Source organism: Pilimelia anulata, from assembly GCF_014647895.1.
Classification (GTDB): domain Bacteria; phylum Actinomycetota; class Actinomycetes; order Mycobacteriales; family Micromonosporaceae; genus Pilimelia; species Pilimelia anulata.
Map to the genome: position 1 here is coordinate 294,541 of NZ_BMQB01000002.1, position 19,571 is coordinate 314,111.

A 19,571-nucleotide genomic window follows, 5' to 3' on the forward strand; every position below is an offset into this window, starting at 1 on the left:
CCGCCGCCTGTCGCCCCTCCACCATGGCAGAGAAGGGGCTCGATGCGTATGGCCCATTTCGATGATCGCGACCCGGGCGCCGGTGCCGTGCGCCGCCCACCCGGAAAAGCCGCGAATCGGGTACAGCGTGCCATTCGGGTCGATCGACGGCCCGGCGGGCCCGCGGCTCAGCGGGTCGGGCCGCGCAGCACGTCGGCCGCCCGCACCTCGCGGGCCCGCGCCCGGTCCAGCCGCTGCAGGTGCGTCCGGTGCAGCGCCGGGTCGCCGTCGGCCAGCGCGAACCGGGCCCGGGAGAACGCGGCGGCGCCGGGCCGGCTGACGTACGGCAGCGACCGGAAGTCCGCGGTCAACCCGCCCGCCGCCACGTCCAGCAGCAGGAACCCGCGCTGGTTGTTGTGGAACCGCAGGTGCGGGTTCAGCCGTTGGTACGGGTGCGCGGTCGGCGTGGCGTCGTGCCCGTCGCCGCCGGAGCTGATCGAGCTGCACACCAGCTCCGCGGCCACCGGCGGCGAGGCCGGGTCGCGGAGGTCGCGGGCGACCTGCCCGGCCCAGTGGGCGTGCACGTCCCCGGTCAGCAGCACCGGGTTGCGGGCCGCGGGGAACGCGCCGACCAGCCGGCCGCGGGAGGCGGGGTACCCGTCCCAGGAGTCGGTGCGGGTGACCTCCGCGCGGCCCGGGTCCCGGTCGCGCCGGCCGAAGAACACCTGCTGCCCGATCAGGTTCCACTGCGCCGTCGGGTCGCGCAGCCCGTCGAGCAGCCACCGCTCCTGCGCCGGGCCGGTCATCGTCCGGCGCGGGTCGGCCGCCGCCGGGCACGCCCGCCAGCCCGGCCCGCACGCCCGGGCGCTGCGGTACTGCCGGGTGTCGAGCAGGTGGATCGCGGCCAGCCGGCCCCAGCGCAGCCGGCGGTAGAGCTGCATGTCCGGGCCGCGGGGCAGGGCCGCCCGGCGCAGCGGCATGTTCTCCCAGTACGCCCGCATCGCCGCCGCCCGCCGGGCGGCGAACCGCGGGTCGGGCTCCTCGGGGCGCATCCCGGCCCAGTTGTTCGCGATCTCGTGGTCGTCGTAGACCACCGCCCAGGGGGCGCGGGCGTGGGCGAACCGCAGGTCGGGGTCGGTGCGGTACTGGGCGTACCGCTGCCGGTACTGCGCCAGCGTCACCGTCTCGGTCCCGCTGTGCCCGCGCACGTTGCCGCCCGGTGCCGGCCGCTCGCCGGGGGCGAACTCGTACAGGTAGTCGCCGAGGTGCAGGACCAGGTCGGGGTCGGCGGCGCCCAGCGCCCGGTACGCGGAGAAGTACCCGTGCTCGTACTGCGCGCAGGACGCCACCGCCAGCCGCAGCCCGGCCGGGACCTGCTCGGGCGCCGGCGCGGTCCGGGTCCGGCCGACCTCCGAGGCGTACCCGTCGGCGGTGAACCGGTAGAAGTACACCCGCCCCGGCGCCAGCCCGGCCAGCTCGACGTGCACGCTGTGCCCGTACTCGGGCAGCGCCTGGGTGGTGCCGCGCCGGGCCACCCGCCGGAGCTGCGGATCGGCGGCCAGCACCCACTGCACGGTGACCGGCCGGGCGGGCATCCCGCCGCGGCCGTCCGGGGCCAGCGGCTCGGGGGCGAGCCGGGTCCACAGGACGACGCCGGTGTCGGTCGGGTCGCCGGAGGCGACGCCCAGGGTGAACGGGTCGGTGCGCAGCGGGCCGAGCCGCGGCCCGAGCGCGGAGGCGGCCGTGGCGATCGCCGCGCCGCCGGTCGCGACGGCCGCGCCGGCCACCGCGGCGCCGGCGAGCACGGTGCGGCGGGAGACGGCCCCCGAGTACGACATGACCTGCTTCCCCTGCTCCCGCGCGCGGCTGAGCCCACACCCTGTCATGGATATCCGCAGGCCGGAAGCGCCGCCCCCGGTTTCCCGGGCAAGAATACGATCAATCGGTGACCCGGGGATCACCCTCCGATATCGGACGTCGGTACCCCAATGGACTGTCCACTGCGGGGAGTCACGAGTGGCGGGGACCCCGGAATTCGGTCATGCTGGCGCGCGTGACCACCCCGCACGATCTGGACCAGCGCTTCCGGGCGGCCGTCGCGGAGTTCGCCGAACCCATCCTGCTCAGCGACCCGGCCGCGCCCGTCGTCGACGGCGCCGCCCTCACCGGCGCGGCGGCCCTGGACATCCTCGACGCCCAGCTCACCGCCCGGCACCTCGACCTCGCCGGCCGCTGGCTGCGCAGCTTCGGCGCGGGGTACCGGGACCTGGCCAGCGCGGGGCACGAGGGCACCGCCGCCGTGGCGTACGCGCTGCGCCCCACCGACCCGGCGCTGCTGCACCACCGCGCCGCCGCCTTCCACTGCGTCCGGGCCGCCCAGCACGGCATCGAGGACCCGGCCGCCGCCCTGCTGCGCGGCGCGGTCGGCTCCGCCGCCGACCCGGCCTCCGGCGGCCGGCACAGCTCGTACGGCGACGCCCGGCTGCACACGATCCCCACCACCGGGCGCACCGCCGCCCACCTGCCCCGGGCCGTCGGCGTCGCGTACGCCATCCAGCACGGCGTCGCCGGCGACGCGGCCGGCGGCTGGCCCGCCGACGCCATCGCGGTCGCCTCCTTCGGCGACGGGGCGGTCGGGCACGGCGAGGCGCTCGCCGCGCTCGCCCTGGCCGGCTGGCTCGCCCGCGGCGACGGCCAGCTCCCGCTGCTGCTGGTCTGCGAGGACAACGGGATCAGCGGCGGCGTCCGGGCCCGCCCCGGCTGGGTCGAGGAGCTGCTGCGCGCGCTGCCCGGCCTCGACCACGCCGGCGCCGACGGCGGCGACCTCGTGGGCACCTACGAGGCCGCCCGCACCCTCGCCGACCGGGTCCGCCGCGAGCGCCGCCCGGCCGTGCTGCACCTGCGCACGGTCCGGCTGCTCGGCCACTGCGTCGGCGACGTCGAGCGCAGCTACCGCCCGGCCGCGGAGCTGGCCGCCGACGCCGACGCCGACCCGCTGGTCGGCGCCGCGGCGCTGGTCGTGGACGCCGGGCTGCGCACGGTCGAGGAGGTCGCCGCCCGGTACGACGAGATCGGCTGGCGGGTCCGGCAGGCGGCCGAGGAGGTCATCGCCGAGGCCAAGCACGAGGACCCGGCGGCCATCGCCGCGCCGCTGGCGCCCCGCCGCCCGGCCCGGCTCGCCCGGGCGGTCGCCGGGGCCGCCGCCGACGCCGCCGGGACGGCCGTCCCGGCGCGGACGGCCGCGTTCGGCGGCACCCTGCCGGAGAACGGCCCGCCGCTCGCCCTGGGCCCGGCGATCACCGCCGCGCTCACCGACGTCCTGCTCAGCCACCCGCAGGCCATCCTGTTCGGCCCGGACGTGGCCAACCGCGGCGGCGACCACCGGCTCACCGCCGGCCTGCGCGACGTCCTCGGCGCGCACCGGGTCTTCGACACCCCGGCCGACGAGGCCGCCGTCGTCGGCCTGGCGCTGGGCGCCGGCCTGGGCGGCCTGCTGCCGATCTGCGCGCTGCCCTCGGCGGCCGCCCTGCGCGGGGCCGACGAGCAGCTCCGCGGCCAGGCGGCCACGCTCGGCTTCCGGTCCGGCGGCGCGCTGCGCAACCCGCTGGTGCTCCGGGTGCCGGGCCTGGCCCCCGACCCGGACGCCCCCGGCGCGGCCGGCGACGACCACGCGCTCGCCGCGCTGCGCGACGCCCCCGGCCTGGTCGTCGCCGTACCGGCCCGGGCCGCCGACGCCGTCGGCATGCTGCGCGCCTGCGTGACCAGCGCCGCGGTCGACGGCAGCGTCTGCGTGATCGTCGAGCCGGCCGCCCTGTACGACGTCGCCGACCTGCACGCCCCCGGCGACGGCCGGTGGGCCGACGACTACCCGGCCCCGGACCGCTGGCCGGCGGCGCACGTGCCGATCGGCCGCGCCCGCACGTACGACGTGGGGTCGGCCGCGGAGCTGACGATCGTCACGTTCGGCACCGGCGTCCGGATGTCGCTGCGGGTGGCCGAGGCGCTGGCCGCCGACGGGGTGGGCAGCCGGGTGGTCGACCTGCGCTGGCTCAACCCGCTGCCGGTGGCCGACCTGGCCCGGGAGGCCGGGGCGACCGGCCGGGTCCTGATCGTGGACGAGACCCGCCGCTCCGGCGGCGTCGGCGAGGGCATCATCGCCGCCCTGCTGGACGCCGGCTTCGTCGGCGCCGCCCGCCGGGTGGCCGCCGCCGATTCCTTCATTCCGGTCGGACCGGCAGCGCGGCACGTCCTCGTCGGGGAGGATGCGATCCGGGAGGGTGCCGACGCCCTCCTGGGCAGGTAAATCGGCATGGCCCCGGTGCGCCACTTGCGCGACGGCGGACAACTGTGTGGACTACCGGCACGAGAGTCGGAGCGGGCGCGCCGGGCGCGCCCGCCGCAGGACCGGGCGCGCGGCGCCCATGGGAAGGGAGGCACGCGACTGTGAGCGCGACCGCTGGCTCGGCCGCCGAGGGCGTCCGGGGCATGGTGGACCGGTTGTTCGAGCCGGAGATGGTCGTCCTGGAGCTGGGGTACGACGACGACGTCGACACCGATCTCCGGGACGCGATCATCGACCGGTGCGGCGACCTCGTCGACGCCGACACCGACGAGGTGGTTGACGCCGTGCTGCTGTGGTGGCGCGAGGACGACGGCGACCTCGTCGACGAGCTGGTCGACGCCCTCAGCCCGCTGGCCGAGGACGGCATTATCTGGCTGGTGACGCCGAAGCCCGGCCGGGCCGGCCACGTCGAGCCGAGCGAGGTCAGCGAGGCGGCTCCGACGGCGGGCCTCCAGCAGACGTCCACGCTGAACGTCGGCAAGGACTGGAGCGCCGCCCGCCTGGTCGCCCGCGGCCGTGGCCGCAAGTAGCCTGCCGGCGCCGGGCGACCCGGCGCCGGACTTCCTGCTCAAGGACCAGAACAACCAGCCGGTCCAGTTGAGCGACCTGCGCGGCCGGCGGACCGTCCTGCTGGTCTTCTACCCGCTGGCCTTCACCGGCACCTGCCGGGGGGAGCTGGCGGGCATCCAGGCGGAGCTGGACCGGTACCGGGACGCCGACGTGCAGGTGCTCACCGTGAGCGTCGACTCGGTGTACACGCACAAGGTCTTCGCCATGCAGGAGGGCTTCGACTTCCCGCTGCTGGCCGACTTCTGGCCGCACGGCGGGGTGGCCCGGGCGTACGGGGTGTTCAACGAGGCGGCCGGCTTCGCCGACCGCGGCACGTTCGTCATCGACCGCGCCGGGATCGTCCGGTTCGCCGAGCGGGTGGAGCCCGGCGTGGCCCGCGACCGGGCCCGCTGGCACGCCGCGCTGGCGGCCGTGACCGGGGCGGGGGAGGCGCGCGTCGGCGCGGTAAGCTGACGGCCCGCCGGCCGGTGCCGGCGGCGCGCGGGCGCGTAGCTCAGCGGAAGAGCATCCGCCTTACAAGCGGAGGGTCGCAGGTTCGAACCCTGCCGCGCCCACCACCCGCGCATAGGAATCGCTTATGGTCGCCCCCCGTGCCGCGGCGCCGGCCGAATGCCGTGCGTCGCACCCCGCGAACGCGCAGGTCGGAGCGCCTTCGCCGGCATTCCCGCAATTCCTGCGGCGCCGATTCCGTGACGATTCCGGACGCCGATCCATAGGAGCGGACCGGCACCCATAGCCATTGATATCCATCATTGTTTGCGGCGCTCGGGCGCCGGTAGCCTCGGGTCGTGGCCCTGTCCGCCCCGCACCCGGAGGAAGCATGCGACCGAGGAGCACGCCCGCCCTGCCGGCCGCCGCGGCGGCGCTCGTTCTGGCGGTGACCGGCGCCCCGGCGGCGGCGACGCCCGCGGCGCCCCCGCTCGACCCGCCCGTGATCGCCGACGACGCCTCCCTGGTCCACCTGCGCAAGCTCCAGCAGATCGCCGACGCCAACGGCGGCAGCCGGGCGCACGGCCGCCCCGGCTTCAAGGCGACGGTCGACTACGTGCAGCAGACCCTGGAGGGGGCCGGCTGGACCGTCCGGCTGGAGCCGTTCACGCACAGCGGCGCGCAGAGCTGGAACGTCATCGCGGAGTGGCCGCACGGGGACGAGAACAAGGTCGTCATGGCCGGCGCGCACACCGACTCCGTACCGGCCGGGCCCGGCCTGAACGACGACGGCACCGGGGTGGCCGCGCTGCTGGAGAACGCGCTGCTCATCAGCCGGCAGAACGTGGTGTCGGACAAGCGGATCCGGCTGGGCTTCTTCGGCGCCGAGGAGGCGGGGATGATCGGGTCGCAGCAGTACGTCCGCGGCCTGCCCGCCGCCCAGCGGCAGCGGATCGAGGCGTACCTGAACTTCGACATGGTCGGGATGAAGAACTACCGGCACTTCGGCGTGTACCAAGAGGGGCCGTCGCTGAACGTCCACTTCAAGGAGTACCTGCAGAAGCGCGGCGTGAAGTTCAACATGATCAATCCGGTCGGGCGCGGCGACCACGCGGCGTTCGCCCGGGCGGGGATCGCCGTGACGGGAATCGACTCCAGCGGCGACATGAACAACCTCGACCCGTGCTACCACAAGGCGTGCGACACGTTCGGCAACGTCGAGGGCCGGACGATGGGGGTCTCCTGCAACGCCTTCGCCACGGTGGTGTGGAAACTCGCCGGCGTACGCGCCGGCCGCTGACCCGCCGGCCGGGCCGGGGCACCCCCGGCTCGGGCCGGGCCGCACGTCGTGCCGACCGGGCGAACCGCTCCGGTCGGCACGCCTGCGCGGGTCAGACTACGCGGACGCCGCTCGCCTGCTTGCCCTTGGCGCCCTGCGTGATCTCGAACTCGACCCGCTGGTTCTCGTCGAGGGTCCGGAAGCCCTCGGACTGGATCTCCGAGAAGTGCACGAAGACCTCCTGCTGGCCACCGTCAACGGCGATGAAGCCGAAGCCCTTGTCGCCATCGAACCACTTGACCGTCCCCTGAGGCATACTCGCCCCTTCCTGTTCGGATGCGCTTCGCACGGTGCGAATCGCCGCATGTCGCGGCCGGGCGCACTCCATCGGGAAAGGCGGCGCCCGGCACTGAATTCGCGGGCATCCTGATCAACCGGGAACAGCAACCATCAACGCGCAAATCACGACTACAACCGCCACGGTACACGCTGCGGCGCGACATTCGTCGGTCGAGCGCGCGGATGACGTCCCCGGCGTCGCCCGCGCGCACCCGCGGGGGGCCCGGCGACGGCGCCCGGCGGCGGTCGGGGAGATCGGCTACGATCGGTACAGCGCGCCCGTGACCGTTCTGCCGCCGGGCGCCCCTCCCGTCACTGCACACGCGCCGCAGCCAGCAGGGCGCCGCAGCCAGCAGGGCTGCGCCGGGCAGGACGGCCCATCCCGCGTATGGAGACTTTTCTATGGTGGCCTGCCACCCCACAGACCCTTCCGTTGAAACATCCACCACCTTCGCCGCGCTCGGCGTGGCCGGCCCGCTCGTGCGCGCGCTGGCCCGACAGGGTGTCGCCACGCCGTTCCCGATCCAGGCGGCCACGCTGCCCGACACGCTCGCCGGGCGCGACGTGCTCGGCTGCGGCCGGACCGGCTCGGGCAAGACGTACGCGTTCGTCGTACCGGTCCTGCACCACCTCGCCACCCACCCCGCGCCGCGGCGGCCCGGCCGCCCGCGCGCGCTCATCCTCGTGCCCACCCGCGAGCTGGCCACGCAGATCGCCGCGGCGATCGAGCCGCTGGCCGCCGACCTGTCGCTGCGCTGCCGCACCGTCTTCGGCGGTGTCGGCGCGGCCGGGCAGATCCGCGACCTGCGCGCCGGCTTGGACATCGTCGTCGCCTGCCCCGGCCGCCTCGACGACCACGTCGGCGCCGGCCACGCGCGGCTCGACGCCGTCGAGATCACCGTGCTGGACGAGGCCGACCACATGGCCGACCTGGGCTTCCTCCCCGTGGTCCAGCGGCTGCTCGGGCAGACGCCGCGCCGGGCGCAGCGGCTGCTGTTCTCGGCCACCCTCGACGGCGCCGTGGACGCCCTCGTCCGCCGTTTCCTCGACCGGCCGGTGCGGCACAGCGTCGACTCGCCGCTGTCCCCGGTCGCGGCGATGACCCACCACGTCCTGCACGTGGACCGCACCGAGCACCTGCGCGTCCTGGTCGACCTCGTCGGCGCGCCGGGCCGGTCGCTGGTCTTCGCCCGCACGCGCCGCCGCGCCCGGATGCTCGCCCGCCGCCTCGTCGCCGCCGGCGTGCCGGCCGTCGAGCTGCACGGCGACCTGGCCCAGCGGGCCCGCGACCGCAACCTGGCCGCCTTCGCCGACGGCACCGCGCGCACACTCGTCGCCACCGACATCGCCGCCCGCGGCATCCACGTCGACGAGGTCCGCCTGGTCGTGCACGCCGACCCGCCGGTCGAGCACAAGGCGTACCTGCACCGCTCCGGCCGCACCGCCCGGGCCGGCGCTGCGGGCACGGTCGTCACCCTGATGACCGACGAGTCCGCGGCGGACGTCAACGAACTCGTCCGCAAGGCGGGCGTCCGCCCGACGACGACCCGGCTGCGCGGCGGCGACCGCCCGCCGGCGGCCCTCGCCGGGCCGACGGGCTTCACCGGCCCGGCGCCCGCCCTCGGACCGGTGGCGCCCGCCACGCCGGCCCCGCGCCCGTCCCGGCCGTCCCGCGGCCGCCGCCGGCGCCCCGGCGCGGGCGCGGCGAGCGCCGCGGCGCCCACGGGTGGCGTCCCGGTGCGCGCGGCGGGCGGCTCGGGCGCGGCGGCGTTCTCCGCCAGGGCCGGCGCCCGCCGCGGCCGCTGACGACGCCGGCGCCCGGCTCCGTCGCCCGGCTTTCGGGTGACGGCGCGGGTCCGGCGGCGGTGAGTCCCGCGGCGTGAGGTTTCGCCCGGGGCCCGTGGGGGCACAGTGCCGGCGAGATCGCACCCATTCACCGGACCGGCACGCCGCACCCGCCGCGCGGCGCCGCCGCCCGAACTCCGGCCGCGGCCCCGCCGCGGCACGCCCCACCGGCTCGGGCCCGCCCCCGGCCGGGCCCGAAGCGGCATCCCTCCGGGACCATGAAGGGCAGAGCTGTGCCGGGCATCCTCAGAGCGTCGTGGCCGCCCGGCGGCGCCGTGACGCTCGGCAGTTGGCCGCTCGACGGCCCGCCCGCGCTGGCCGCGGTCCGGGCCGGCATGCGGGCCGCGCTGGCGGCGCTGGGCTGGCGCGACGGCAGTACGGCCGCCGACGTCCTGCTGGTGGCCACCGAACTCGCCACGAACGCGCTGCGGCACGGCCTCGCCCCGGCCCGCGCCCTGCTGCTGCGCGCCCCGGCGGTCCTGGTGTTCGACGTGGCCGACAGCGCCCCGGCGCAGTCGCCGCGGGTGCGGGACGCGGTCGGGACGGACGGCGGCGGGATGGGGCTGCGGGTGGCCCAACGGGTCGCCCTGGACGTCGGCTGGTACACCGCCGGCCCCCACAAACACGTCTGGGCGACCTTCCCGACCACACCCGACTAACCGGACACCCTCCGGCCGCGGACCTCGGGTCAGTTGTGCGAGAGCTTCGGCTTGGGGGTGTTCGACGGGTCGACGGTCACCGGCGTGTTCCCGAGATCCTCGACCCCGGCGGGGGTCAGAAACAGAAGCGCGGCAGCAATCAGCGCCCCGACGACCACCGCCGTGCCGATCACGATTGTTTCTCACGGTCGGGCCCTCGCGCTCACGGTGCTGTCCGGTAGCTCAGGCGGCGGTGGCCGGACACGATCATCACCGCGTACTCGTACGGGATGCCGTCGCTCCCCGCACACACGCGTGCCTGCACGAGTACCGGGTACGGGTCGGCGCCGCCGGTCCAGGTCCGTTCCGGCACGCGTATCGCCCCTCGTCAGCGGCGCAGGGCCGCGGCCGCCTCCACGATCAGTACCCGCGCCGCCTCGCCCTCGACGGCGTGCTCCCACAGCGCGGCCAGGACCGCGCGGTACTCCCGCGCGTCGTCCTCGTCGTGCACCGTCTCGCCGACGTACGTCTCCACGATCGCCACGTCGTCGTACAACTGGAACGCGTTCACCGCCCCGATCGGCAGCGGCGCTGCCGGCCGCAGCGGCAGGATGCCCAGCCGGACGTTCGGCGCGTCCAGCATCACCTGCAAGCGGTCGAGCTGGGCGGCCAGGTGGCCGGGCTCGCACACGAGCCAGCGCAGCACCGGCTCGGCCAGCAGGAACTCGAACCGCTTGGCCTCGTCGTACAGGCAATCCTGCCGCGCCACCCGGACCCGCACCGCGGCCTCGACGTCCGCCGGGTCGCGGCGGCGCGGCCCGCCGAGCCCGCCCAGCGCCCGCCGGATGTACGCGCGGGTCTGGAGCAGCCCCGGCACGAACGCGGTCTCGAAGTGCGCGATGTTCGTCGAGGACGCCACCAGCTCGTTGTACCCGGCCTGCACGCCGGCCGCTCCGGCGCGCAGCCGCATCCGCCACGAGTGCCGGGCGGACCGGGTGCCGGCGAGCAGCGCCCGCAGCTCCGCGGTCGCCGCGGCGTCCAGCCCGCACACCCCGGCCCACGCGGCCAGGTCGGCGTCGCTGGGCAACTGCCGGCCGTTCTCGATCCGGGACACCTTGGAGTGCGCCGCCCAGCCGGCCGCGGCCGCGAGCTGCTCGCCGGTCAGGCCCGCCCGCTTGCGGTGCTCGCGCAGCCGCGCGGGCAGGCCGTCGGGGCGCAGCAGGAGGTCGTCGGCGCCGCGCTCGCTCATGCTCCGGAAGCATTCCTCATCGGGCGGCGGCGCGCACCGCCAGGTCGATGCGCTCGCCAGCGGCGACGTTCGCGGCCGACACGGCCCGCTGCCACCGCTGGTACGCCGTCGGCGGCTCGTCGTGCACGCGGACCCGGCTGATCGTCATCCCCGCGGCGACCTGCTCCCGGACCCGGCTCAGCCAGGGCCGGGCGGCGGGCAGGCCGGTCGCGGCGGCGGGCGCGCCGGCGAGGTAGCGGGCGAACGGTTCCCGCTCGGCCGGCTCGTCGTACGCGGGCTGGAGTTCGAGGCGGAAGGCCGACCGCGCGATGCCGGCCAGCTCCACCGCGAACTCGTCGCCGGTGAGCGGCCGGCCGGTCATCCGGCGCCGCCGGCGAGCCGGTCGAGGATGTTCGCGGGCACCCACACCGCGTCCTCGTCGGCGGCGACCTCCCGCAGCGCACCGCGTTCAGCGGTGCTGAGGTGCCGACCCTGCACGATGTAGCCGGCCGCGCCGGCCCGGTCCGCGCGGTACAGCGCCGGGCAGCCGCCGTCCACCGAGCCGCCGTCCTTCCACAGATACTCGACCGACATGCTTCCCCCTCTGTCGGATAGCGGGACGGTACCGGCCGCACCCGCCTCGACAACAGACCCGACTGAGCACAGTGGCCAAAGATTTGACTTTTGTGCAACAACCGCGGCAACACCTGTCGCACATTCGTGCACATGCCTTAGCGTGCGGAGCACTCGCCCACCACTTCCCGGGAGCGCCGATGCTCGTCCTGCCGCGCCACCTGCTGACCGGGCTGGCCGACCTCGCCAATCAGCGGCCGACGGAGTTCGCCACTTGGCGCTGGATCGCCGAGTCCATGGCGACCGAGCTGCGCCGACTGGCCGCCACGGCCGTCGAACCGCCGCCGCTGGACTGGCTGCCCGGCCGCCTCCACCGGCACCTGCGCCACGCGCGCCTCCCGCACGGCGTCACCGTCGACCTGCACAGCAACCTCGTCCTGGATGGCGCACATACCCTCCCGCCCCCGCAGGCGATCACCCGCGGCTGGGCCCTCCTGGCCGCCGCCGACCTCTGCCGTCACCCCCACTGACCCGGCAGAGAATCCGTACACGCCCCACGCACCCGAGCAACCCCGACTACCCATCCCCGCTGTCCAGTTCGGCGGCCACCGTCATCAGGACCGTCGTCGGCCCGCCCACCGGACTCTCCACCACCAACACCCCGTCGAACGCCCGCAGCCGCCCGGCCACCCCCACCAGCCCGCTCCCGCCCCCGACGACCGCCCCGCCCCGCCCGTCGTCGCTCACCACCACCCGAACCTCCCCGTCCACGTACCGCACGTCGATCCCCACCCGCGCCGCCCCGGCGTGCTTGACCACGTTCGCCAGCGCCTCCGCCACCGCGAAGTACACCGCCGACTCCACCGGCGCCGCCGGCCGCCCCGGCAGCGTCACCGCGACGTCGACCGCGAGCGCCGGCTCCAACTCCAGCGCCAGCGCCCGGACCGCCCCGGCCAGGCCGCGGTCGGCCAGCACCGGCGGGTGGATCCCGCGGACCAGGTCGCGCAGCTCGGCCAGCGCCGCGTTCGCCGCCGTCCGGGCCTCGCGGACCAGCGCCCGGGCCGCCTCGGGGTCGCTGGTCAGCAGCTCGTCGGCCAGGCCGAGGGACATGCCCAGCGCCACCAGCCGGGCCTGCGCGCCGTCGTGCAGGTCCCGTTCGATCCGGCGCAGCTCGGCGGCCCGGGCGTCGACCACCTCGGTCCGGGTGGCGGTGAGCTGGCGGACGCGCAGCGCCAGCGCCGACGCCCGGGTGGGGGCCAGCAGCAGCCGGGCGAAGCGGGCGTGGGCGCGCAGCGCGGCCGGGGCGAGCGTCCAGCCGAGTGCGGCGAGCGCGGCCGCCTCGGCCAGGACCAGCGCGGTGTCGAACGGGCCGTCGATGAACCAGACCGTCCCGAAGCCGACCCGGGTGAACTGGCCGACGATCGCCAGTACCGGGCCCGCGCAGGCGTACCCCAGCAGCAGGACCGGCAGCGCGGCCAGCGGCCAGCCGGCCAGCAGGGCGAGGTGCAGCCAGGCCAGGTCGCGCCAGGTGGCCGGGTCGGCGTACGCGCGGCGGAGCCGGGCCGCCGGGCCGGCGCCGGGCGGCGGGTCCAGGTACGGCCGGGGGATCGGTACGCCCGACCAGCGCCCGGCGACCCGCCGGTACAGCCCGGCGACGGCCCGGTTCAGCCCGACCGCCGGCGGGAACAGCAGCAGCCCGACCCCGACGGCGGTGGCGGCGAGCAGTACGACGGTGCCGAGGCCGAGCAGGAATGCCGGTACGGCCAGCAGGCTCAGCGCCAGGCTGCGGCCCACCGCGAGCCCGCCGCGCCCGCGCGCGGCGGCGGCGTCCTGCGTCGACATCCGGCCTCCCCGGTCGTCCGGGCCGCCGCGGCGGCCGATGGCGCGGGGGCCCGGTCGGACCCCCACATTCTTACCGGCTGACCAGCAGGTCCCGCTCCGGTGCCGGCAGATCCGCCGGTGGCGGCGCCGGCCGGCGCCGCAGGAAGCGCGGCGCCCACCAGTTCACCCGGCCGAGCAGGGCCATCAGGGCGGGCAGGATGAGGATGCGGACCACGACCGCGTCCAGCAGGATCGCGGTGCTGAGCCCGATGCCGATCTGCTTCATCTCGACCATGCTCAGCGTCGCGAAGATGGCGAACACCGCGACCATCACCACCGCCGCGGAGGTGATCACCCCGGCGGAGCCGGTGATGCCCTTGACCACCGCGGCCCGGGTGGGCAGGCCGCCGTCGACGGCCTCGCGGATGCGCTGGACGACGAACACGTGGTAGTCCATCGACAGCCCGAACAGCACCACGAACAGGAACAGCGGGATCCAGTCGATCACCGCCCCGGTGGACCGGAAGTCCAGCAGCCCCTGCGCCCACTCCCGCTGGAACACCAGCACCAGCACCCCGAACGCGGCCACCGCCGAGAGCAGGTTCACCGCCACCGCGGTCAGGCCGACCACCACCGACCGGAACGTCGCGGTCATCACCGCGAACGTCAGCAGCAGCACGAACCCGATCACCCACGGCAGCTTGCCCCGCTGGTGCGCGGCCGCGTCGGCGTTGCCGGCGACCTCGCCGCCGACGGCGTACTCGGCGCCCGCGAGGCCGCCCAGCGCCGCCGGGGCCAGCCGGCCGCGCAGCGCCGCGAGCGCGGCGTCCGCGCCGGCGCCGGTGGGCCGGTGCGGGGCGGCGACGTCCAGCAGGTGCACCCGGCCGTCGGCCGAGGCGCGCACCGCGGCCGCCCGGCCGGCGCCGGCGCCGACCGCGGGGTCCCGGTGCGCGGCCGCGGCCAGGCCGGTGAGCGCCGACCGTACGGCGGCGGCGTCGCCCGCGGTACCGCGGACCGCGACCACGAACGTCGTACCCCGCTCCGGCAGCGCCGCCAGCAGCCGGTCGTACGCCCGGACGGCCGGGATGGACCGCGGCAGCGTCTCCAGCGACCCGGACTGCGTGCGCAGGTCCAGCGCGGGCAGCGCCAGCGCGCCCATCCCGGCGGCGGCGACGAGCAGCGTGGCGAGCGGGTGGCGCAGGGCCGGCCGCAGCAGTACCGGGACGAACCGGGGCGCCCCGCCGCGACTGGTCAGCCGCCACAGCAGCGGGATCCGCAGCCGGTCCACCCGGGCGCCGAGCCCGGCCAGCAGCGCCGGCAGGACGGTCAGCGAGCCGAGCACCGCCACCGCGACGACGATGATCGCGCCGGTGGCGAGCGAGGCGAACGTGGCGTCCCGGGCCAGGTACAGGCCGCCCATGGAGACGATCACCGCGAGGCCGGAGACGAGCACCGAGTGCCCGGAGGTGGCCGCGGCGATCTCGACGGCGTCCACCGGGCCGGCGCCGCGGGCCCGCTCCTCCCGCTCCCGGCGCAGGTAGAACAGGGAGTAGTCGACGCCGACGGCCATCCCGATCAGCACGATCATGCTGCCGATGGTGTCGGCGGACGGCACGGCGTACGAGACGAGGGCGGCCAGGCCGAACGCGGCCGCGACGGACGTGCCGGCCAGCAGCACCGGCAGCCCGGCGGCGACGACGGCGCCGAACGCCACCAGCAGGATCAGCAGCGTCACCGGCAGGCTGAACAGCTCGGCCCGGCCGAGGTCGGCGGCGACCCGGTCGTCGATGCCGCGGTCCAGCGACGCCGGCCCGGTCTGCTCGACCCGCAGGGCGGGGTGCGCGGCCTGCGCGGCGGCGGTCGCGTCGAGCAGCGGCCGCACCCGGTCGCCGGCGGTCGCCGGGTCGCCGGCCAGCGTCACCGGTACGACCAGCGCGGAGCCGTCCGCGGCCGGGACCGGCGGGTCGACCGCCGCGACGCCCGGCAGCGCCCGCAGCCGGGCGGCGGCGTCAGCGGCCGCCGCGTCGGCCGCGGCCCGGTCCAGCGCGCCGGACCGGGCGGTCACCACGACGTGCTCGCGGGCCGGGTCGGTCAGGCCGGAGTCGGCCACGATCGCCTCCGCCCGGCCGGACTCGCCGATGCGGTAGTCGGCTGGTTGGAGGGTCCGGGTCGGTACGGCCGCGGCGACCGCGACGCACCCGGCGACCAGCAGCAGCCACAGGCCGACGGCCCGCCGGGGGTGGGTGGCGCTCCAGCGCGCCAGGCGTACGGTCGCCGACCGTCGGTTCATCGCGGTGCCTCTCGTGGGTCCGGAAAACGATCACCTCATCCTTCGGGCGCGCGGCCGGCTCGGCACTGGGGCGGGACCCCGTACCGGTGGGGGCCTGGCCCCCCTGTCGGTGCGGGGCCGGGCGCCCGCCGGCCGGTAGGCTGCGGGGGCGCGGGAGGGGGACGGGATGCGGGTGGTGCTCGGCGAGGACCTGGCGCTGCTGCGCGACGGCCTGATCCGGATCCTGCGCGCGCACGACTTCGACGTGGTCGCCGCCGCCGGCACCGGCCCCGAGCTGCTGGCCGCCCTGCTGGAGCACCGCCCCGAGGTGGCGATCGTGGACGTCCGCCTGCCGCCCACCCACACCGACGAGGGCATCCGGACGGCGATCGCCGCCCGGGCCGAGGTGCCGGACCTGCCGGTGCTGGTGCTGTCCCAGTACGTCGAGCGGCTGTACGCGCGCGAGCTGCTCTCGGACCGCCGCGGCGGCGTCGGCTACCTGCTCAAGGACCGGGTCTCGGACATCGCCCAGTTCGTCGACGCGGTCCGCCGGGTGGCCGGCGGCGGCACGGTGATGGACCCCGAGGTGGTGGCGCAGCTCCTCGCCGGCCACCGGCGGGCGGACCCGGTGGCGGCGCTGAGCCCGCGGGAGCGGGAGGTGCTGGCGCTGATGGCCGAGGGGCGGTCGAACGCGGCGATCGGCGAGCGGCTGTTCATCACCGAGAAGGCGGTGGGCAAGCACACGGCGAACATCTTCGCCAAGCTGGGGCTGCCGCCGTCGGAGGACGACAACCGCCGCGTCCTCGCCGTCCTCGCCTACCTCAACGCCTGACCGCCCGCCCGGCCGAAAATGTCCACGGTGGACGGCCCGATGCGGTACGGTGCCCGCATCCCCTCATTCGTAGGGGTAGCGGCCCGCCCGGCGGGTTCGCGCTCGACGAGCCGGCGCCCATCGGGCCGCCGCGCCGCCCGCGCTCCGCGCGGTGCCGCGAGCACTCTCACTCAGGCGATCGGGGCGCTCCCGCGTCGGCCGACGCCTGTTCGCGATCCCCGCGCGGCGCTCGATTGGCAAGTCGAGGCCGCACATATCCGTACTAAAAGAAGGGAGACATCCATGCGCACGACCGGATGGGCCGGCCCCGGCCGGTCCGCCGCCTGAAGCGCGGCGCACGACCGCGGCGTCCCGCCGACCACACCCGGCCGCGCGGACGTCCGCTACTTCTCCTCGCCCTTCGGGCCCTCCTTGGCGCAGGCCGCGCCCGCGGGCGCGCAGATCGCCACGTAGCTGCCCAGGAACGCCTTGTGCTGCTTGCCCGCCAGGTTGTATGTCACCCAGACGCCCCGCTGCACCCCGCGCCCCTGCTTCTCGACCTTGTAGCCGATGAGCACGTGCAGCACCGACGGCTTGCCGGCGGCGGGCGCCGGGATCTCGTAGTTGCCGTCGCCCTGCAGCCCGCCGAACAGGTCCCAGTCGGCCTTGGACTTGCCCTTCGGCGGCCACTCGGCCATCTCCTCGAAGCCCTTGCCGTTCTGCGCCGGGAACAGCGTGCGCACGCCCGTGCCGTCGACGGAGACCACGCCCCCCTCCAGCACCGGCTCGACGTCCTCGATGATGATCGGCCCCTTGGCGACCTCGCTGACGGTCAGCGCGGTGGTGAAGACCGTGCCGACGTCCTTGGTCGTGGCGAACCCGTACGACGACGTGTTGGTCAGCACGTCGTCGCCCACGTCCGGGGAACTCTTCTCGCTACAGCCGGCCAGGGCGGCGGCGGTGACGGCGGCGGTCGCCGCGGCGGCGACCCAACGGCGGGTGTGTGTCATGCGAAAGTCCCTTCCCCGGTTCCGCGATGCGGGTTCCCAACCTAGCGGTCGGGCATCGATCCCCGTGGTCGGCCGATCGGTGGAGGGATCGACGGGTATCCGGGTGGGTTTCGCCGGTCGGCGTAGGACTGATCAGCCCTTACCGCCGCATATGCCACTGGTGCCGCTGGTGATCGGAAAGTGGGACATCACTGATTCAGGCGGAAAACCTCGCGCTGTGCGTACTCGCCGTAATACGGTCTGCCGACTATGGACGTGCCGGCGCGACCGCGACTACGCGGCCATCGCGGCCCGGGCCAGCCGGGGCAGCGCGCCGCGGCGGGCCGGCGCCGCGCTGAGCGCGTCGGCCACCAGGGCCTGCACGGCGTACGGGTCGGGGAGCTGCCAGTTCACCTCGGCCGGGCCGACCGACCAGCGCACCGGGCCCTCCAGCAGCCGGGTCGGCGGGGCGGGCACCCAGGAGCCGCGGGCGTGCAGCAGGACGTCCGGGTGGCCGTCCAGCTCGGGCCGCAGCGGCGCCCCGGCGGCGACGAAGAACATCCACCGCCCGGTCGGGGTGACGGCCAGCGGCCCGCGCAGCGGCCGCCGGCTCGGGCCGAGGACGTGCCCGTGGACCCGGGCCAGGCTGAGCACCCACAGCCCCAGGTGCGCCGGTACGTCGAGCACGTCGACCGCACCGCCGGTGGCGATGAGGACGGTCCGCGGCCGGCGCCGCCACCAGCCCTCCACCGTGGCCGGGTCGGTGGACGCGCTGGCCTGCCAGGCGTCCAGCGCCGGGTGGCAGGTGTGGATGTGGCAGCCGCTGCGCTCGCAGGTGAACCGGGTGCCCGTGCGCCAGGCGCCGGGGGTGACGGTCCAGCCGCGCCGGGCGTACCGGGCGGCGGCCCGGCGGAGGCGGACGACATCGATCAGTTGGGCTCCGGGCATCGGTTGCATGAGGCTTTACCCCTTTCGTCACGGGCCCTGGCGCGAACGTCCGCGCCGGCCGTCACCGCCCGCGCGGGTGCTCGTTCCGTTTGGCAGGAACGCGGGTGCAACTTGCACCTGTTCTACGAGGATCAACCGGCGCTTGGGCGCACAAGCTGTGCGATTGATGGAAATTGTGCGTAGGTCCACATTTGACAGCCGAAATTGGGCGCCGTCTGGTAAGGGGGATCCGACGGTCCGCTCGGAGCAGGGGGAGGGCACCGGGGTGGAGGAGATGCCGATCGGACGGCGGGTGGCGTACTGGCGGGGCCGGCGCAAAATGTCCCAACAGGTCTTCGCCGATCGGCTCGGCAAGTCCAAGAGCTGGGTGGACAAGGTCGAGCGCGGGGTTCGCCGGCTGGACAAGTTCTCGGTCATCTACGAGATCGCCGACGTCCTCACCGTCGACGCCCAGCTGCTGCTCGGCCGCGAGCCGGAGCGGCGGCCGGACAGCATCAACTGCATCGACCAGATGGAGGTCGAGGAGATCCGCTCGGCGCTGGAGCGGTACGACCAGATCAGCGCGTTCTTCTACGCCGCGCCCGAGCCGCCCCGGCTGGACGAGGTGCGCAAGGCCGTCAGCCACGCCTGGCTGACCTACCAGCACGCCAAGTACGGCGTGCTGGCCCGCGCCCTGCCCCGGCTGCTGCGCGACGCGCAGACCGCCGACACCGCGTACGCGCGCACCGACCAGGCCGAGGCCGCGGCGCACCTGCTCGGCCAGGTGTACCAGATCGCCTCCTCGGCGCTGCGCAAGCTGGGCGAGCACGAGCTGTCCTGGCTCGCCGCCGACCGGTCGATCGCGGTCTCCCAGCGGGCCGGGGACTACCTGCTCGCCGGCATCGCCAGCTACCGGGTCGGCAGCTCGCTGCTGGCGCTCGGCCGGGCCCGCCCGGCGCTGGAGGTCAACGTCAACATCGCCAACCGGCTGGCCACCGGCGACCTCGGCGAGGCCACCCCCGAGCGGCTCAGCGTGTACGGCATGCTGCTGCTCAACGGCGCCATGGCCGCCGCCCGGATCGGGTGCAGCGCCACCGTCCGGGACCTCATCGCCGGCGCCGAGGAGGCCGCCACCCAGCTCGGCGGCGACCACAACCACTACTGGACCTGCTTCGGCCCGACCAACGTCCAACTGCACAAGGCCGCGGCCGCGGTCGAGCTGGGCGAGGGCCGGGTGGCCGTGGCCACGCACGAGGCGATCGACCCGCAGGGCTTCGCCGCGCTGCTGCCCGAGCGCCGCGCGCACCACTTCATCGACGTCGCCCGCGCCTACACCCAGGTGGGTGACGTCGAGAAGGCCAGCGAGCTGCTGCTGGAAGGCGATAGGTTGGCACCGGCGGAAATCCGGTGCCGGCCGGCCGCGCACGAGGTCCTCACCGACGTGCTGCGGCGCACCCGCGGCGCGCCCTCGGCGCCGATCGCGGAGCTGGCGGAGAACATGGGGGTGGGCGTGTGAGCGGAGGCGTACGGCG

20 protein-coding genes and 1 tRNA gene are annotated in these 19,571 nt (G+C 75.9%); 10 read left to right on the forward strand and 11 right to left on the reverse strand.

All coding sequences use genetic code 11. The features are described from left to right. Positions 1–167 precede the first annotated feature (167 nt). Positions 168–1,817, reverse strand: coding sequence for an alkaline phosphatase D family protein (locus tag IEY94_RS06075; RefSeq protein ID WP_189169055.1), 1,650 nt, complete (start codon positions 1,815–1,817; stop codon positions 168–170). A gap of 203 nt (positions 1,818–2,020) precedes the next feature. Between IEY94_RS06075 and IEY94_RS06080 the strand changes: the two genes are divergently transcribed. The 5 genes from IEY94_RS06080 (at position 2,021) to IEY94_RS06100 (ending at position 6,620) form a co-directional block, all read left to right on the forward strand. Beyond that, complete coding sequence (locus IEY94_RS06080) at positions 2,021–4,282, forward strand: thiamine pyrophosphate-dependent enzyme (protein WP_189169056.1); 2,262 nt, start codon at positions 2,021–2,023, stop codon at positions 4,280–4,282. A 140-nt stretch (positions 4,283–4,422) separates the two neighbouring features. Then, positions 4,423–4,851 carry a DUF3052 domain-containing protein gene (locus tag IEY94_RS06085; RefSeq protein ID WP_189169057.1) on the forward strand — a complete coding sequence of 143 codons (429 nt, stop codon included), beginning with the start codon at positions 4,423–4,425 and terminating at the stop codon, positions 4,849–4,851. Next, a complete protein-coding gene (locus IEY94_RS06090) occupies positions 4,838–5,344 on the forward strand; it encodes a peroxiredoxin (RefSeq protein WP_306341593.1) in 507 nt (168 codons plus the stop codon). Before IEY94_RS06085 ends, IEY94_RS06090 begins: the two co-directional genes overlap by 14 nt. Before the next feature lie 29 nt (positions 5,345–5,373). After that, positions 5,374–5,448: transfer RNA gene (locus tag IEY94_RS06095), tRNA-Val, on the forward strand. Between the two features lie 263 nt (positions 5,449–5,711). Beyond that, a complete protein-coding gene (locus IEY94_RS06100) occupies positions 5,712–6,620 on the forward strand; it encodes a M20/M25/M40 family metallo-hydrolase (protein WP_189169058.1) in 909 nt (302 codons plus the stop codon). Between the two features lie 91 nt (positions 6,621–6,711). On the opposite strand, the gene IEY94_RS06105 is transcribed toward IEY94_RS06100, so the two are convergent. Then, a complete protein-coding gene (locus IEY94_RS06105; RefSeq protein WP_189169059.1) occupies positions 6,712–6,915 on the reverse strand; it encodes a cold-shock protein in 204 nt (67 codons plus the stop codon). 425 nt (positions 6,916–7,340) lie between these two features. Between IEY94_RS06105 and IEY94_RS06110 the strand changes: the two genes are divergently transcribed. Next, complete coding sequence (locus tag IEY94_RS06110) at positions 7,341–8,744, forward strand: DEAD/DEAH box helicase (protein WP_189169060.1); 1,404 nt, start codon at positions 7,341–7,343, stop codon at positions 8,742–8,744. A gap of 257 nt (positions 8,745–9,001) precedes the next feature. After that, the gene (locus tag IEY94_RS06115; protein ID WP_229783366.1) at positions 9,002–9,442 is read left to right on the forward strand and encodes an ATP-binding protein; all 441 of its coding nucleotides are present in this window, start codon (positions 9,002–9,004) and stop codon (positions 9,440–9,442) included. Positions 9,443–9,471: 29 nt separating this feature from the next. On the opposite strand, the gene IEY94_RS06120 is transcribed toward IEY94_RS06115, so the two are convergent. Genes IEY94_RS06120 through IEY94_RS06140 form a run of 5 tightly spaced genes read right to left on the reverse strand, consistent with a single transcriptional unit; the run spans position 9,472 to position 11,243 of the window. Continuing rightward, positions 9,472–9,615, reverse strand: coding sequence for a hypothetical protein (locus tag IEY94_RS06120; protein ID WP_189169061.1), 144 nt, complete (start codon positions 9,613–9,615; stop codon positions 9,472–9,474). 29 nt (positions 9,616–9,644) lie between these two features. Further along, the gene (locus IEY94_RS06125; RefSeq protein ID WP_189169062.1) at positions 9,645–9,794 is read right to left on the reverse strand and encodes a hypothetical protein; all 150 of its coding nucleotides are present in this window, start codon (positions 9,792–9,794) and stop codon (positions 9,645–9,647) included. 15 nt (positions 9,795–9,809) lie between these two features. Then, the gene (locus IEY94_RS06130; RefSeq protein ID WP_189169063.1) at positions 9,810–10,670 is read right to left on the reverse strand and encodes a helix-turn-helix domain-containing protein; all 861 of its coding nucleotides are present in this window, start codon (positions 10,668–10,670) and stop codon (positions 9,810–9,812) included. A 16-nt stretch (positions 10,671–10,686) separates the two neighbouring features. After that, complete coding sequence (locus IEY94_RS06135) at positions 10,687–11,031, reverse strand: DUF6879 family protein (protein ID WP_189169064.1); 345 nt, start codon at positions 11,029–11,031, stop codon at positions 10,687–10,689. Next, positions 11,028–11,243, reverse strand: a complete 216-nt coding sequence (locus IEY94_RS06140; protein WP_189169065.1) for a lipid A biosynthesis lauroyl acyltransferase — start codon at positions 11,241–11,243, stop codon at positions 11,028–11,030. The genes IEY94_RS06135 and IEY94_RS06140 overlap by 4 nt, the downstream gene beginning before the upstream one ends. 179 nt (positions 11,244–11,422) lie before the next feature. Here IEY94_RS06140 and IEY94_RS06145 point away from each other — a divergent pair, with 179 nt between their 5' ends. Continuing rightward, the gene (locus IEY94_RS06145) at positions 11,423–11,752 is read left to right on the forward strand and encodes a hypothetical protein (RefSeq protein ID WP_189169066.1); all 330 of its coding nucleotides are present in this window, start codon (positions 11,423–11,425) and stop codon (positions 11,750–11,752) included. A gap of 46 nt (positions 11,753–11,798) precedes the next feature. Here IEY94_RS06145 and IEY94_RS06150 read toward each other — a convergent pair whose 3' ends face one another. Both IEY94_RS06150 and IEY94_RS06155 read right to left on the reverse strand, forming a co-directional pair. Next, the gene (locus IEY94_RS06150; RefSeq protein ID WP_189169067.1) at positions 11,799–13,064 is read right to left on the reverse strand and encodes a sensor histidine kinase; all 1,266 of its coding nucleotides are present in this window, start codon (positions 13,062–13,064) and stop codon (positions 11,799–11,801) included. 70 nt (positions 13,065–13,134) lie between these two features. Continuing rightward, entirely contained in the window at positions 13,135–15,333 is a 2,199-nt protein-coding gene (locus IEY94_RS06155; protein WP_189169068.1) for an MMPL family transporter, read from the reverse strand. Positions 15,334–15,499: 166 nt separating this feature from the next. Here IEY94_RS06155 and IEY94_RS06160 point away from each other — a divergent pair, with 166 nt between their 5' ends. Next, a complete protein-coding gene (locus tag IEY94_RS06160) occupies positions 15,500–16,144 on the forward strand; it encodes a response regulator transcription factor (RefSeq protein WP_189169069.1) in 645 nt (214 codons plus the stop codon). Positions 16,145–16,527: 383 nt separating this feature from the next. Here the strand turns inward: IEY94_RS06160 and IEY94_RS06165 are convergent, their stop codons facing one another. Then, on the reverse strand, positions 16,528–17,133 hold the full coding sequence (locus tag IEY94_RS06165) for a hypothetical protein (RefSeq protein ID WP_189169070.1): 606 nt from the start codon (positions 17,131–17,133) through the stop codon (positions 16,528–16,530). A 273-nt stretch (positions 17,134–17,406) separates the two neighbouring features. Then, the gene (locus IEY94_RS06170; RefSeq protein WP_189169071.1) at positions 17,407–18,060 is read right to left on the reverse strand and encodes a bifunctional DNA primase/polymerase; all 654 of its coding nucleotides are present in this window, start codon (positions 18,058–18,060) and stop codon (positions 17,407–17,409) included. A 265-nt stretch (positions 18,061–18,325) separates the two neighbouring features. Here IEY94_RS06170 and IEY94_RS06175 point away from each other — a divergent pair, with 265 nt between their 5' ends. Further along, a complete protein-coding gene (locus IEY94_RS06175; protein ID WP_189169072.1) occupies positions 18,326–19,555 on the forward strand; it encodes a helix-turn-helix domain-containing protein in 1,230 nt (409 codons plus the stop codon). Positions 19,556–19,571 lie beyond the last annotated feature (16 nt).

What these genes read in the sequence shown, in the direction of transcription:
- IEY94_RS06115 (WP_229783366.1), top strand. Translation starts at nt 9,002, where the DNA reads ATGAAGGGCAGAGCTGTGCCGGGCATCCTCAGAGCGTCGTGGCCGCCC.
- IEY94_RS06075 (WP_189169055.1), bottom strand. Translation starts at nt 1,817, where the DNA reads ATGTCGTACTCGGGGGCCGTCTCCCGCCGCACCGTGCTCGCCGGCGCC.
- IEY94_RS06130 (WP_189169063.1), bottom strand. Translation starts at nt 10,670, where the DNA reads ATGAGCGAGCGCGGCGCCGACGACCTCCTGCTGCGCCCCGACGGCCTG.
- IEY94_RS06140 (WP_189169065.1), bottom strand. Translation starts at nt 11,243, where the DNA reads ATGTCGGTCGAGTATCTGTGGAAGGACGGCGGCTCGGTGGACGGCGGC.
- IEY94_RS06135 (WP_189169064.1), bottom strand. Translation starts at nt 11,031, where the DNA reads ATGACCGGCCGGCCGCTCACCGGCGACGAGTTCGCGGTGGAGCTGGCC.
- IEY94_RS06165 (WP_189169070.1), bottom strand. Translation starts at nt 17,133, where the DNA reads ATGACACACACCCGCCGTTGGGTCGCCGCCGCGGCGACCGCCGCCGTC.
- IEY94_RS06155 (WP_189169068.1), bottom strand. Translation starts at nt 15,333, where the DNA reads ATGAACCGACGGTCGGCGACCGTACGCCTGGCGCGCTGGAGCGCCACC.
- IEY94_RS06170 (WP_189169071.1), bottom strand. Translation starts at nt 18,060, where the DNA reads ATGCCCGGAGCCCAACTGATCGATGTCGTCCGCCTCCGCCGGGCCGCC.
- IEY94_RS06105 (WP_189169059.1), bottom strand. Translation starts at nt 6,915, where the DNA reads ATGCCTCAGGGGACGGTCAAGTGGTTCGATGGCGACAAGGGCTTCGGC.
- IEY94_RS06160 (WP_189169069.1), top strand. Translation starts at nt 15,500, where the DNA reads ATGCGGGTGGTGCTCGGCGAGGACCTGGCGCTGCTGCGCGACGGCCTG.
- IEY94_RS06145 (WP_189169066.1), top strand. Translation starts at nt 11,423, where the DNA reads ATGCTCGTCCTGCCGCGCCACCTGCTGACCGGGCTGGCCGACCTCGCC.
- IEY94_RS06110 (WP_189169060.1), top strand. Translation starts at nt 7,341, where the DNA reads ATGGTGGCCTGCCACCCCACAGACCCTTCCGTTGAAACATCCACCACC.
- IEY94_RS06080 (WP_189169056.1), top strand. Translation starts at nt 2,021, where the DNA reads ATGCTGGCGCGCGTGACCACCCCGCACGATCTGGACCAGCGCTTCCGG.
- IEY94_RS06100 (WP_189169058.1), top strand. Translation starts at nt 5,712, where the DNA reads ATGCGACCGAGGAGCACGCCCGCCCTGCCGGCCGCCGCGGCGGCGCTC.
- IEY94_RS06150 (WP_189169067.1), bottom strand. Translation starts at nt 13,064, where the DNA reads ATGTCGACGCAGGACGCCGCCGCCGCGCGCGGGCGCGGCGGGCTCGCG.